The organism is Vibrio crassostreae, from assembly GCF_024347415.1.
Taxonomy (GTDB): Bacteria; Pseudomonadota; Gammaproteobacteria; order Enterobacterales; family Vibrionaceae; genus Vibrio; species Vibrio crassostreae.
The window spans coordinates 201,929-215,138 of sequence record NZ_AP025476.1 but is presented as its reverse complement, the minus strand read 5'-3'; the positions used below and the strand labels follow the sequence as shown (position 1 = coordinate 215,138).

Annotated in this window: 11 protein-coding genes; 1 reads left to right on the top strand and 10 read right to left on the bottom strand. The window is 34.7% G+C overall.

Features of this window, described 5'->3' with window-relative positions:
- Positions 1 to 17 precede the first annotated feature (17 nt).
- Positions 18 to 560, bottom strand: coding sequence for an outer membrane beta-barrel protein (locus tag OC193_RS01000; protein WP_048663159.1), 543 nt, complete (start codon positions 558 to 560; stop codon positions 18 to 20).
- A 779-nt stretch (positions 561 to 1,339) separates the two neighbouring features.
- Positions 1,340 to 2,464: an LPS O-antigen chain length determinant protein WzzB gene (locus OC193_RS00995; RefSeq protein ID WP_132957292.1), complete on the bottom strand. Its 1,125-nt coding sequence runs from the start codon at positions 2,462 to 2,464 to the stop codon at positions 1,340 to 1,342.
- Positions 2,465 to 3,006: 542 nt separating this feature from the next.
- Between OC193_RS00995 and wecA the strand changes: the two genes are divergently transcribed.
- The gene (wecA, locus tag OC193_RS00990; protein WP_048663155.1) at positions 3,007 to 4,074 is read left to right on the top strand and encodes a UDP-N-acetylglucosamine--undecaprenyl-phosphate N-acetylglucosaminephosphotransferase; all 1,068 of its coding nucleotides are present in this window, start codon (positions 3,007 to 3,009) and stop codon (positions 4,072 to 4,074) included.
- 292 nt (positions 4,075 to 4,366) lie between these two features.
- On the opposite strand, the gene OC193_RS00985 is transcribed toward wecA, so the two are convergent.
- The 8 genes from OC193_RS00985 to OC193_RS00950 all read right to left on the bottom strand — a co-directional run bounded on the left by OC193_RS00985 (position 4,367) and on the right by OC193_RS00950 (position 13,196).
- Positions 4,367 to 5,185 carry a glycosyltransferase gene (locus OC193_RS00985; protein WP_048663153.1) on the bottom strand — a complete coding sequence of 273 codons (819 nt, stop codon included), beginning with the start codon at positions 5,183 to 5,185 and terminating at the stop codon, positions 4,367 to 4,369.
- Positions 5,178 to 6,539: a phenylacetate--CoA ligase family protein gene (locus tag OC193_RS00980; RefSeq protein ID WP_132957295.1), complete on the bottom strand. Its 1,362-nt coding sequence runs from the start codon at positions 6,537 to 6,539 to the stop codon at positions 5,178 to 5,180. Before OC193_RS00980 ends, OC193_RS00985 begins: the two co-directional genes overlap by 8 nt.
- Entirely contained in the window at positions 6,536 to 7,528 is a 993-nt protein-coding gene (locus tag OC193_RS00975) for a CapA family protein (RefSeq protein ID WP_048663149.1), read from the bottom strand. The genes OC193_RS00980 and OC193_RS00975 overlap by 4 nt, the downstream gene beginning before the upstream one ends.
- Entirely contained in the window at positions 7,525 to 8,514 is a 990-nt protein-coding gene (locus OC193_RS00970; RefSeq protein WP_048663146.1) for an EpsG family protein, read from the bottom strand. The genes OC193_RS00975 and OC193_RS00970 overlap by 4 nt, the downstream gene beginning before the upstream one ends.
- A gap of 89 nt (positions 8,515 to 8,603) precedes the next feature.
- Complete coding sequence (locus OC193_RS00965; protein WP_048663144.1) at positions 8,604 to 9,713, bottom strand: glycosyltransferase; 1,110 nt, start codon at positions 9,711 to 9,713, stop codon at positions 8,604 to 8,606.
- 7 nt (positions 9,714 to 9,720) lie between these two features.
- A complete protein-coding gene (locus OC193_RS00960; protein ID WP_048663142.1) occupies positions 9,721 to 11,085 on the bottom strand; it encodes a lipopolysaccharide biosynthesis protein in 1,365 nt (454 codons plus the stop codon).
- A complete protein-coding gene (locus tag OC193_RS00955) occupies positions 11,075 to 12,136 on the bottom strand; it encodes a glycosyltransferase (protein WP_080967386.1) in 1,062 nt (353 codons plus the stop codon). The genes OC193_RS00960 and OC193_RS00955 overlap by 11 nt, the downstream gene beginning before the upstream one ends.
- Positions 12,108 to 13,196, bottom strand: coding sequence for a glycosyltransferase family 4 protein (locus OC193_RS00950; RefSeq protein ID WP_048663138.1), 1,089 nt, complete (start codon positions 13,194 to 13,196; stop codon positions 12,108 to 12,110). The genes OC193_RS00955 and OC193_RS00950 overlap by 29 nt, the downstream gene beginning before the upstream one ends.
- Positions 13,197 to 13,210 lie beyond the last annotated feature (14 nt).

The following is a 13,210-nucleotide window of genomic DNA, read 5'->3' as shown; positions in this document are numbered from 1 at the left end:
TTTATCCCTACAAATGATTAAAAGCTATGAGACAAGGCAACATTAAATGAATCGATGTTAACACCACCAATACCATCATAGAATTGATACTCTAAACCAACCTTCATCGATGGTGTAATCGAGTATTCAGAACCGAAAGCGATTGTTGGAATCACGCCAGAATCATCAGACTCCACGCCTGGGCCGTTTGCGTTCCAGTCATAAATAGCGAAGCCACCTTTAGCATATAACGCTAGACTATCGTTTATGTTACCAGAGGCTTTAAGCAGCACATCAAAGGTACTTGCATCGTAACTACCACCGGCAATATCTTTAAGGTTATATTCACCAAGATAGTTGTAGCTGCCTTCTATAGACAAGGTGTCCAATAATTGATAACCCACAAACAAACCGTAAGATGTGTCTGAGTCGTCAATAGCCGTACGGCTCTCTACTAATGGTGCAAAGTTATCGGCAGTTACACTACCTACTTTAGCGCCTACGTATAAATTTTCAGCTCCAACAGCTGTTGCTGATAGCAACAACAAAGGTGAAACCCTAGCTAACCACTGCATTTTCATATAATTATATCTTCCATATTTCAAACTGAACTGAGGCTGATTTTCCTAGCAAATCTAAGCGATAGTCTAATCAGTTTTTGTATGAAAGCCCAAAAAGCAGACACTCATACACGCCATTCCGTACCAAAGCTACTGACGCAATTGCACAATATTGCATGCTGAAGCTAGAAGCTACAGACAGGTCAATACTGTACTTTTTGAATTTCGCCAGATTTATCAATGCTGTTTAACAAGCACAAAGAACTTAAGAGTAGCTTGCTTTGTATGCAGCAAGCGAGCAGCTAGCATAATCTTTTCGTATGACACTACAAAAATGGTACTCAGAAGGTACCAACACCAGAAGATTGCTGCTTTGCTTTCAATATCCAACCAAAACCATCTAATCAATGATAGATAGCCTAAAAAGGAATTACTCTGATTAAACAACTAATTGAGCATTATGATAGGTAATTACCGCTATCAAGTAAATGTATAATTAGTAAACGCACCACAACGATTCAAAAAAAAAGTCAGGATTGCGTCAGAAAGGGGTAAAAAGATGAATGGAGAAAATTTGAACGCGATTGCCCGTACTTTCGCTTAATGCTGGTTTAGTGATGTACGGAGGTTGGTATCTCATTCTATGTGTTAAGGAGAAGCAACCCTAACCCGCCAAACGTTAGGTATCAGTATTTGGTTGGAGCTACGATAGCCATTCTTTATGCAGGCCGTGGCTCAGGGGATAGTATGTAAGGGGGAATAAAAAATGGCTAGTGTGAGACACTAGCCATTAAAGCGAATTAATCTTCTTTTCTAAAAACGAAGCGTATCAACACAATAGCCACACCAATCATCCCACCGATTAATGTAGCAAGGACAACAATCGCAGCGCGCTTGGGTTTATCTCTAGTAACTGGTTGTTGGACACTCTCAAGGAAACGGAATGTTTGAAACTCAGCATTTCTGTCTATTTCAAGACTCTTCAACATATCCAATTTTGCATTTATCTGCTGTAGGCGAGGCTCAATGACGCTGAGATTTTTTATTGATTCCAAAGCGTGAACTTTTGCCTCCAAACCTTTCAACCCCAGATCGATACCAAATAGTTCATTATCATTACCAGTCTGAATTGGACTATCCACTCCAGCAGCTCGTGCTATATCAGCGGCATACTTCGTTCGTTCAGTTTCCACTAACAATTGATTTTTCGCCTGAGTTTCCCAAATTATCTTCTGTTGGATCAACTCATTTCGCTTACCGTTGACAGCCGCCTTTAAGTTATTAAACGCATCTTGGTGAACTTTTGATTCAGTAGCCACAATATAGGCATTCAGTAAGTCAAAGCTACTTTCTTTCGTCATTGTTTGAAAAGTGAGTGCATAGGGGGAACTACGATCATTCTTGTTAACATTCGACGCCGAAACTCTTTCAAACCACTGGGAATAAAGTGCTCGTGAAGCATCTTCCGTCATTTTCGAGCTTTCAGGCGTTAGAGTGTCCTTGATCTTTTGAAAATCCACACTTTCGTTAAGGAAAGTTCGCTTATTGTTGGTTGAATTAAAAGTATTCACAAAACGTTCGAACAGAACACTGGAACTCACTAAACGGTCTAATTCTTTACTAACAATAACAGTGCCATCTTCTTGATAAATATTAAATACAGGCTGAAACTGACGAACTTGTTGCTGGTAGGCTGCTAAATCTTGAGATTGAGGCTTCGTTATTATAGCACTTGAAGACCACCACTCCTGAGCTGACAACGCAATAGCAACACTGATAGCTGCAGACAATAAAGCTACAAGTAAAACAATGAACTTCCCGTCCCATACAGCTTGAAAAAGTTCTTTGAGAACACTCTCATCATTAGAATTATACATAGGTGGGTTTTGCGGGGTATACGCCTGCGGTTGACTCTGATGCTTCACTATAGATCTCTCAAACATATAATTTAATAACGTATAAATGCTAACACACCTTGTACTTTTAGTATCGTATGATCTGTTAACTTTGCTGGACGTTTCCATCAAGAAATTGGGAATTGTCGCTTGTTATCTAAAATACTCCTTGTATTGGTCCATTTCTAAAGTAGCCTTTTATTTCATGTACTTTGTTTGAGTTCACATTGACAAAAAAGGGAGGGGGCTGGGCTGAGACCTATAGCTAGAGACTAACTTCGTAGTTAATGAAGTAGAATTTGTTCAAGTACTCAACTATGTCCATCTGTGTTACAGATAACCGAAGCAAATACCATGAGCATACCTTGGCATATTAATATATCTAATTGTGAATCATATACTCTTGAAGTTAAGAGGCTCTACTGTTCATGATTGAATACAGAAAACTAACAAGTATGCTGCAAAAAATGGTGACCATTAAGTAAGAAAGATCACGCAGATTGTGCCTTCCTCTTTTATATCAAAGGCAAATACACTAAAATATTCTGCACCATACACTATTAGGCTTAGTCGTGCTCATTCCATTACTTGATCTCTCTTTTCTTTTTTTCTTTTCTTTAGCAAGTCTTTTTACGATGCGTAAGCTTGCTAAGAAAATTGGCCTAGTAGATAAACCTAATTCACGTAAACTTCATAGCGGAGCTATTCCTTTAGTTGGTGGGATTTCTATTTGCGTATCCATCCTCTATTTTTTACTTAACAACCCCGACATTTTACCAAATACCGAGCTCTATGCGATTTCCATCATACTTCTCGTTGGTGTTGGTGCTTTAGATGACAAATATGACTTAAGTTTTAAGTTACGTTTTGTGATCCAAGCAGGGCTATCTGTTGCAATGATGGTTATTGGTGGTATTGAGCTCAATACCATCGGAGACATTTTAGGCTCAGGAGAGGTGGTTACGCTTGGTTGGTTTGGGTACTTGGTGACCGTTTTAGCCGTAGTGGGAGCAATCAATGCTTTTAATATGGTTGATGGTATAGATGGACTTCTAGGGGGACTAGCAATAGTAACCTTTGGTGGACTGGGAGTTATGCTTAACCATGATGGACAAGCAAACCTAGCTTATATTTGTCTTGTACTTGTTGTAGTAATAATCCCCTATATTTTGCTAAACCTAGGTGCTTTCGGTAGGAAAAGAAAGGTTTTTATGGGAGATGCAGGTAGCATGCTTATCGGCTTTACCGTTATTTGGTTGTTATTACTTTCTAGCCAAAACGGAACAAAGCCACCTCTAAGACCTGTAACCGCACTATGGCTTATTGCTGTCCCTTTAATGGACATGGCCTCAATCATGATTCGTCGTATTCGAAGAGGTGATTCACCATTTAAGCCCGACCGTGATCACTTACATCATATTTTTCAACGCTTAGGCTTGAGCTCAACCCAAACACTTATTATTATTTGTGCTATCGCAGCTCTATATGCTGGTGTTGGGATCTACGCTGAAATGATTGGTGTTCCTGAATATGTGATGTTGTACAGCTTCGTAGTCTGTTTTTTGATTTATCTTGTGTTGTTAAGCAACGTATGGAAAATCACAGCTTATGTTAGAAAAGCCATAAATAAAACGATCTAGAAAAACGACATACACATTTAGGTATAAATAGAAGACGAGTGGCTTAATTTTATTTATCTGAAATCAGGAAGTCGAATAAATTACTTCACTCTCTATCAACTCTCAATATCCATAAGAAATATTGCTTCTGTTCACCTAGTTTAAGTTTCGGAGCCGAACAACATCATTAGATATAGTGACAATGTTATTCGGCCAAGTAACTATTGCTCTACAACATTTCCAGTTAAAAATAGGCACTGTTAAATAACCAAAAGTAGCAGCCGAACCATTTAAGCCTTCTAATAGGATACCTTTAACGCTTGTTTTTATAAAGATACTTAATTATATCAACAGGTAACATATGAAAAAATAATCGAGCTAATATCAGACAAATATTTTTCAACGTTATCTTTTTCCATTTGAGCATATAACTAAATCGCAATATCGTTTCGTGAAAGCCTTTTTTAAAACCTTGCCTACGCTTGACCGTATCTTCGTTCAAACGATATTGCAGCAAGGGCTGTCCCAGGTTTGCGAACCTATAACCCCGATCAAGCAATTGGAACCAAAACGCCATATCCTCGGTAAGATGGGTGTCTGTGGGGTAACGATTCCCATCTTTCAATACATCTGCTCTAAAGATCACCGTTGGATGGATAAATGGGCATCGAAGCAAAGAAAAATTAACGAGCTCTTCATGAGTAAGTGGAACTTTTTTTAGATCCAACGCATATGATGCGCCAAATTCTCGACAATAAGAGCCAGAAATATCAACACTTTTGTCGTTGTCCATAAACTCTACTTGCTTCCTGAACCTAGAAGGGTCACAGGTATCATCACTATCCATCCTCGCTATATAGTAATATTGTTCCTTAACTAAGATCTCTTCAATTAATCGATTTAGAGAGCTCGCTAAACCTTGATTCACTTCAGTTCGATATATAAACAGATTTTCGTTAAGATCTAATTGCTTAGACAGGTACTTATTGAGATCTGATGGAATGTCACCGTCTATATTTATATAGATATCAAAATCAACGAAATCCTGTGCGAGTAGACTGGAGAATGCTTCTTCTAGATAATCTAATCTATCAGAGCAATATACACTCATGATCACAGCTAATCTATTCATTATCTAAATCACTCATGAAATGAATTTTCTTTCCTGTTATGGTTTTTTTGAAAAAATCAGGATCTTCAAAGATAAACTCAATATTAATATCATCTAAAGCTTTAGACAACTTGTCCTGAAGCCCCTCTAATAGCCTTGAGTTAAAATTGCTCTCTCTAGGGAAGTAAACTTTCACGTTATCCAAATCAATCTGATGAATTAGATAATTTGTTGGTTGAAGTTCGCCTAATACCACGCCAAATAAATGAGCAAATAATACCAACGATACCTTAGCACCACTTTTGGTTGAAATCTGCTCCCCAGTACGCCCAGATACATAACTTAACTTTCTGTACCCTGTCCCACAATTACAAGCACTATAATCTTGTATTGCGCCTCTATCACCGATAGCGTATCTAATTAATGGCATACTGTAATTAGTCAAATCTGTGATAACAATATTACCTTCCTCTCCATTAGGTAAGGGGCAACCATTATCATCAAGTATCTCAACATATACTTTATGCTCTAAGATATGGAGCCCATCAAACTGATCACACTCTGTGGCTATTGCACCTATTTCTCTGCAACCATAATGATTAAAAACCTTTGCACCAAAATATTCTTCTATTTTCTTTCTCATATATGGATGTAAGACACCAGCGCCGGAATGAATAGCTTTCTGATTGGGCATATGAATCCTTTGCTCACTACCAAACTTTGCTAACTCATATAAGGCATCTACATAACCAACGATCAGTTGTGGCTGAGTTTTCTTTATTTTGGACAATATATAAACCATATCGTCTTTATTCATCTTAAAACAATTAAAAATGACCCTGTTTCGAATGAAGTCTCGCACCTTCATTGAAAATGGCTTTTTGCCCTCAAAGGTATCTCGTTCCGCACCCCATATTTTTATACAGTAATCAAAAGGACCACATCCTCTTAACTTAAATACTAGAATATGATGAGCTTCATTAATTTCATAGAATACATTATCTTGCAAAACTCTAACGGGCTCTCCGGTTGAACCTCCGGACGAGTTATAAAACTTAACATTACCTGTCTCTTTTTCGCTCTCCAAAGCTCTAGAGTTTTCTCTTAAAGATGTCTTATCTAGTATCGGTAAGTTACAAATCAACTCTTCCGGCGTTATCAGTCGGTCATTCATTTGAGAGACTAAAGCTTCTGGAATAGTTTCCTTGTAATAGCGTGTGTTTTGAACTGCATGATTAATTAAGTCAGTCAATAAGAGACGTTTATCTTCGTTAATAGTTTCATGACTTCGATTAAACTTTTCTTCATACTCTTTGGCTAAAGAAAAGCGTGCATCATTTTTAGTTGTGAATCTGTTCAATAATTTTCGCATCATTTTCCTGAAACAAATCTTCTGATTCTTTCCATATCTGGAAATTTAGGATTTTCAATAAAGTTCATAACCATGATAGATCTATACTTAAAACCTTTGATCATTTGATAAATTTTATCGTTGGTTACAATCAGTGATGGTGGAGAATACTTAACCTTACTTATCTGTGGATCTAAGTTCGTTGATTTGACCAAGTGGTTACTTACATTGAAGTTGTCATCGAGGGATACTAGCAAGCCACTTTTGTTCCAAGAGCGCTGTTCCTTTTTGAATCGATAAGTAGACACACCTTCGCTATTAAAATAAGAGGGAGTATCTAGATCAGGGAACAATGAATTTCCTAAGCCGTAGTAGATATCTTTACCATTATAACGTTCATAAGATTGGATTATATGTGCGTGATGTCCCATAATCATATCAGCTCCTGCATCAATTAGTCGCCTAGCTAGCAGAACGTCTTCGGGTTTTGGTAGAAAACACTCTTCATCTCCCCAATGCAGAAAAAGTATAACCTTACTAGAATTCTTCTTAGCTAAAGCTATATCTTCTTTTATCTTATTTTCATCTATCAATGCCAAATCTAGATTATTATCACCTCGACCTGGATTAGTAGAGTTACAACAATAAGACAATAAAGATATTACTCCTCCTAGAGCTTCTAAGTAAACTGGGTTATTATAATTGTTACTTAAGTTACCCAATCCACAAAACTTTATGTTATTACTATTCAAATAGTCAATTGTGTCTAAAGCTCCTTTAACCCCAAAGTCAAAGATATGATTATTAGCTAATGAAACTGCAATTGGCAGCTGTCCAAATGTTTCCAGGTAATAACTTTTTTTAGCTTTTAAATTAACTTTACCTGATATTGCTCCATCATGGCATGTTATAGGATGCTCTAAATTACAAATATAATTTTTCAAAGCTATTGGACTATGTGCTCTATCCAAAAAAACATCACCCAAAAAATTCAATTCCATTTCTGCACTCATATTAAAAACCCTAATATCGAAGTATATGCAGCTGACTTGCTCAATAGAGTAACAAACCAAACTATTAAATATGGCATTAATAACGCCAAACAAAAGAACTTATCATAGCTTTTTAATAACATGAAACTTGGTAATAACACAACTAATAATGGTGTCACTAACATATCTGATATCCGTCCGGATAGTATACCATAGTCAATAAATAGATAGGTTAATGACAGGCCAACGATATATACTTTTATAAGAAGTCTATTTATCGGCCACTTATAAACAAGCTCATCTTTAAATAAAGCCAAAAGGAATAGTGTCACAAGATAAAATAATGAAGTCCCTCCAAATAGCGATATACCGTCAACATAAAGACCTGACTCAGCATATTTTACAATTCTTGAAGTGCTCGAAAAACCGAGCATAGAAAACAACTCTGAAAGTATGAGACCGACACCACCAAAATAAGCGACAATGATACTGATAGAAACTAAAAAATATAAAAATCGATAGCTCATATACCGGCAAAAAATAGACACCATCATTATAAAAGAGGACAGGTGGAATAATGAGCCGATAAAAACAAAAAATAAAAATTTTACTTTTTCTTTATTATACAAATAGTACAAAGAAAAAAGGCAAAATGCAGTTGCAATTCCATTTCTTATTTGAGATAAGTCTTTCCAGTACCAATCCAGACAAATATAAAGGAAAAAGCTCAAACATATATAAGGAGAAAGTTTTTCAAAAGAAAAAAACTTCATCAAAACAGAAATAAAAGCAATAATAAATATAAAGTTATAAAAATGATTGGATAAGCTCTTCTCTATCAAAGCTAGCCAGTAAAAACCTGACTCTATTGGAGTCATTGGATCTATGTCATAACCAAAGATCGAGAAATAATCAAAACTCTTTACATTATCATATATATAAAAGTATTGATCATAATCTATCCCATCATAACGAAGTCCTATAGTTAAAATTACAACAAAAGACATAATCAAAGCAAGCGATAAATCCTGCTTTCGGCTTGAGTATAAACATAAGAATGCGAAGGATAACGAAAGTAATAATATGAAAATATGAATCACAACAAGCCCATATAACTTAAGTAGCTCTTAGATACATTTTTTGAGTCTAAGTGCTTGATTGTGTTAGCAACATCTACTCTACACCAATCAGTTTCGATTGTTTTCAAAAGTTTATTTTTAAATTCATTACTATCATTTAGATTAATAAGATAACCATTACGTTTATTAAGTATAATATCTTTAGGGCCACTCATACAGTCAAAAGCGACAACTGGCGTACCAAAACTGATAGACTCGACCAATACGTTAGGAAACCCTTCAAATAACGAAGTTAAAATGGTAGCTTTAGCATTAAAATATAAACTAGCTAATTGTTTTGGATCGTTAATTACTCCCAAAAAGTGAACTTTATCAGTCAACTTTAAATCATATACTAATTTTTTTAGAGCTACCTCTTCGCTACCTTCACCAACGATATAAAAATCGAGGCTTGGTGACTTTTCAAGTAAACTATTAAATATTTCTACAGCCATTTGTAAGTTTTTTTGCTTTTCTAGCCGCCCCACAAACAAAACATAGTCGTTATCATCTACATTTTGAACGGGGATGCCTTTATATCTATCATTGAGAGGGTTGTTTATTGTTATAACCTTTCCAGATAAAGATGGTATTAACATTATTAAATCTTCTTTCATCCCTTGGGACTGACAAACAACCCCATCAACTCTTGGATAAATTAGCTTTATTAAATTTTTCATAAGCTTACCATTAAAAAATGATGCGTTGGAGTTAAGCTCTTTAGACAAGGTATTAATCCCTCGACTGTATATATTAAAATTCTTCCTAAGCAATAATTTATAAGTAATAGCTATCATCAGTAACTGGTGGTTGAAAACTAATAATTTAACAGGCTCAAACTCTTTTAGATATTTGTAAATGGCAAACACAGCATATCGAGCTCTGGATACACTGAGATTAATTAACTTGATACGAGGGTCTAAGTATTTAGACATTGATTTATCGCTTTCATAAAGAACGACAAGTGTTACATCAAGGCCTTCATTTATAAAGCTGTTGGCCAAGTTCAGGCATACATTCTCAGCCCCTCCATTGTCCAATGCATTGATCAAAATGCTAATTTCTTTTTTATTACCTTCTTTACACATACAAAACCTAACATTTATCTGTATACTTCTCTAAATAATATAACAAAGATATTGATAGCAGAAGTAAAATCAAAAACTCTAATGTATTAAAAAAATCAAAATAGCTGTTTATATAAGTAGAAACACCAAATAATACAGTTAACAACATCTGGTAGTAATTCACCTTCAAACTAATACTTTTATTTAAGTAAAATGAACTAGACAATATTATTAACGTAGATGAACAAAGAGATACAATTACCGCTCCATCAAGACCAAAGAAGCTAATCATTGGATAAGTTGCAATAATTGAAAAAACAAAAGAAACTAGGTATGAAAATGTAATATACGATGTTTTGTTGCTGACCTTAGGACCAACGCTCATAACTTCATGAAGGACTAGAAACAACAAGGATACAGTTAAACCTAGGAAATAATGTATTGATTGAAGGTACTCTTCTCCTAGCATGAAATGAAGTAAAGGTACCAAAATTTCTGACGTGCCAAATATAGCAATTAATATGAATAAGTTTACATAAAAGTATGCTTTAATTACTTTAGGCTTAATTATTTCTAGATGTGTATTCTTGTATATGATTGGCCACCAAATAAAACCAAACCCAGATATTATAACCTGAACTATTAGGCTTAGCTTTAATGACATGGAATAAATACCAAATACGGCAGGTAATACCAAACCAGCTAAAAATACTCTTGATAAATAAGTATTAAGGATCGTCATAATTTTAGCTGGGAACTGAGGAATTGCGAAATTCAATGCCAACCTTACCGATTCAATATCAAAAACAAAGTTGGTTATATATTTCCTACTAAAAACAACAACAACAATAGATATAAGATATCCTAAAAACTGACCTATAATGAATAACTCTATTGGATCACCAGAGTAAGATATTAATACAACACTTAGTGAAGTAGATAATAGTATTTGAAGAAAACAAATAATGAAAAAACCGAAAATATCCTTATCAAATCGAGTGCATATTAATATGATATTATGCATATTAATAAGGAATACTCCTATAGCTAACAAGTATCCGTAATCAGAAGACACCTTAAAATAATTAAGGAAGAAATCTGATAGAATATACAAAATAACGGAAACTAGGAATGTCATTATTATAATTAATAATATGCTTTGCTCTTTAACCTTTTTTTCTTCATAATAAAAGCGTTGGATTGATGTATCGAGTTGAAAAACACCAAACATTACGCCAATATTCACGATTGTCATTAATGATTCTATTTGTCCGTAAACATCAGGTGAAAGAAGCCTTGAATATATTGGTAATACAAGAAAAGATATACCTTTAGATATAAAAAAAATAAGCGCTAAAATTGAAGAGCGATTATTGATAATTTTAGATAGCATCTATTATATCTCTAACAATACTTTCTGTTCTATATTTATAAATCGCTTTATACCCAGATAAGCCCACTTTTTTATATTCGCTATAATTATCTACAACATCTAAGATCTTATCCGATAACTGCTCTACTGTATCAACAAATATCAGTTCATGCTCATTGAAAACAGAATCTATCTCGCCGACTCTTGTGCAAATTACTGGATTCCCCGTACCCATATAGTCAACTAACTTAGATGGAAACCCACCCTCTGCTTGCAAATTACTTGGTCTTGCCAAAAGTAATATTTTAGCACTACTTATCAGTCGTTCAACCTCATCATGACTGACCTTGCCTCTAAACTCAACAAAATCACTCAAGTTGAGTTCCTCTACAATACTTTTCAATCTTACGATATCTTTTTCTGGACCTGAACCAATGAGCTCCAATTTGTACTCAGGATGAAAGCGATGAAAATGAGAAAACTGTTGGATTAAAAGATCTACACCATCTTTATTCCCTCCCATATAACCACAGTAAGAAAATTTTAATTCTTGAGCATTAATATTAGGTTCTGATTTCATAGTACCAGCTATGATTGGAACAAAAGCGAGCTTAGCCTTATACTCATTGTTTGATATATAGAACTTATACAAAGCTTGACTGCATGTAACGAATAGATCCGCCTTCTTAAGATCATTGATGTAAAGCCTATCCAGTCTTTTAACTCGTCTGGAACTATTAGGTTCTAAAATGGATTGAGGATATTCTGTCCTTTCCATTATAATTTTCTTGCCAAGTATTTGACTTAAAATTACTAACCCCCCTCCATACCGACCATAAAAGTAAACCTCATCACAAGTTGATAACTTAAAGGCTATTGAAATAGTATTTAAAAACCTTAACAATAAAGATAGTAACTTTAAAAAAAAGTTACCATCATACTTTAGCGATAAAGAATGTAGCTCAGTTACTCTACCAAACTGCTCAAATCCGTTAATTATATATTTTAGTCTTATAATAGACGCAGAGTTGTTAGTTATTTTTTCACCTGTCAAAAATATTGTTTTCATCATTTCTCTTATTAAATATCTTCATATAACTTTCATACATAGCTTTTGATGATAGTGTACTTTCCAACACCTCTAAGTCAGTTTTTTTAACTTTATTATATAGTACTTTTCTCAAGACACTTTCTAAAGACTCAATGTTATTTTTTTGATACTGATGTATTTTGACTCCTTCAATATCTGCTATTTCTTTAAAAATAGTAATATCTGTTGTTATAGCATCTAACCCACAGAATAGCCCCTCAAGTAAAACCATCGGCATGCCCTCAGTTTTTGAAGGCATAAGAAGGATATCAGAGTTGGAGAAATGCTCAGGAACGTTGTCTACAGTGCCATAAAAAGTGACATTTTTAGTTGCGGCATTATAAAGTACCTTTTTTAATGGCCCATCCCCCAGAAGGGAAAACTCAACTTCGGGGAATCGTTTTGCGATATCAACAATAGTTTTCGGGTCTTTAAGCTCGACTAACTGGCCGCAAAATATAACTCGTTTTACTGAACTAGAATCGCGCTTTTCAATATTATATACCTTACTATCAACACCATTGTAGACTGTAAAAGTATATTTCGCCCCTCGATTGATTAAATGTCTTTCTATATTCTTTGAAACACAAATTTTTCCAATCCTATGAGAATTGAATATGATTTTATGCCCATATATCATTAAGTTCCCAATTACCTTTCCATATCTATAAATATAGTCTTCATAAGGCACATTATGAATGGTTGAGAACTGTTTAAAATCATTTAATTGGCCTAATAAGCCAACATATAAGTCTGGCTTAATACCATGGGTATTAATTACACTAGGGTTTATCTTCCTGATTATTTCATTTAATTGAATAAGAGGAAGCTTGGATTTTAATTGATAAACATCGACACCAAGAGAAACTATTTTATTTACAAATGCAATATCCCTACTGGTTCGCAAGGATACAACACATACATCAACATTATCTGCAACCATTTCTGTTAGTAGGTTATAGACAACATGATTAGGCCCAGTACTAACTAACTCTGTAGTTACTAGCAATACTTTACTTCCACAAGGCTTATAAGAATCCATAATACTCATTCTGA

What these genes read in the sequence shown, in the direction of transcription:
- OC193_RS01000 (WP_048663159.1), bottom strand. Translation starts at nt 560, where the DNA reads ATGAAAATGCAGTGGTTAGCTAGGGTTTCACCTTTGTTGTTGCTATCA.
- OC193_RS00985 (WP_048663153.1), bottom strand. Translation starts at nt 5,185, where the DNA reads ATGAATAGATTAGCTGTGATCATGAGTGTATATTGCTCTGATAGATTA.
- OC193_RS00980 (WP_132957295.1), bottom strand. Translation starts at nt 6,539, where the DNA reads ATGATGCGAAAATTATTGAACAGATTCACAACTAAAAATGATGCACGC.
- OC193_RS00975 (WP_048663149.1), bottom strand. Translation starts at nt 7,528, where the DNA reads ATGAGTGCAGAAATGGAATTGAATTTTTTGGGTGATGTTTTTTTGGAT.
- OC193_RS00970 (WP_048663146.1), bottom strand. Translation starts at nt 8,514, where the DNA reads ATGTCTTTTGTTGTAATTTTAACTATAGGACTTCGTTATGATGGGATA.
- OC193_RS00965 (WP_048663144.1), bottom strand. Translation starts at nt 9,713, where the DNA reads ATGTGTAAAGAAGGTAATAAAAAAGAAATTAGCATTTTGATCAATGCA.
- OC193_RS00960 (WP_048663142.1), bottom strand. Translation starts at nt 11,085, where the DNA reads ATGCTATCTAAAATTATCAATAATCGCTCTTCAATTTTAGCGCTTATT.
- OC193_RS00955 (WP_080967386.1), bottom strand. Translation starts at nt 12,136, where the DNA reads ATGATGAAAACAATATTTTTGACAGGTGAAAAAATAACTAACAACTCT.
- OC193_RS00950 (WP_048663138.1), bottom strand. Translation starts at nt 13,196, where the DNA reads ATGGATTCTTATAAGCCTTGTGGAAGTAAAGTATTGCTAGTAACTACA.